This window comes from Streptomyces lushanensis (assembly GCF_001700515.1).
Classification (GTDB): Bacteria; Actinomycetota; Actinomycetes; order Streptomycetales; family Streptomycetaceae; genus Streptomyces; species Streptomyces lushanensis.
In genome coordinates, this window is record NZ_MAUD01000727.1 from 1 (window position 1) to 520 (window position 520).

A 520-nucleotide genomic window follows, 5' to 3' on the forward strand; every position below is an offset into this window, starting at 1 on the left:
GGGCGGTGGTGGCGGCAGCGTTGGTGGCAGCGGCAGCGGCGGCGGTTTCGGAGAGCCCAAGAGCGCCCAGACCGAGGTCAAGGACTCGGTGGGCGGGGATCCGACGGCCAAGACCGTGTACGAGGTCCCGGCGGGTCAGCTGTTCGAGCTGACCGACCTGGTGGTGCAGAACCCGCAGGGCGACTCGGGCAGCGTCGTCATCGCCGCCGAGGGCCAAACCCTTCTGAGGCTCGCCCTGCAGAACTTCCGTGACCAGGACTACCACTTCGTCACCCCGATCGTGGTGCCCGCCGACGGCCGGATCACCATGACGGTGACATGCCGCGAGGTGGGACGGTCGGTGGGCACCCCTGCCCCGGCCCAGTGCGCGGAATCGCTTCTGGTCGGCGGGACGCTACGGGCCGCTCCCGCTCCGAGCCCGAGCTCGACGTCGGGCTGACCGGCAGGGGCAGGCCGGTCCGGTCGGACGAAGAGGCGGGGGACGGGGCGGGGGACGTGCTCACCGCCCCGTCCCCCGCAC

General features: G+C 72.5%; 1 pseudogene. It reads left to right on the forward strand.

Features of this window, described 5'->3' with window-relative positions:
- Positions 1-439, forward strand: a pseudogene (locus BFF77_RS36120) (hypothetical protein); the annotation flags it as partial.
- Positions 440-520: the final 81 nt, after the last annotated feature.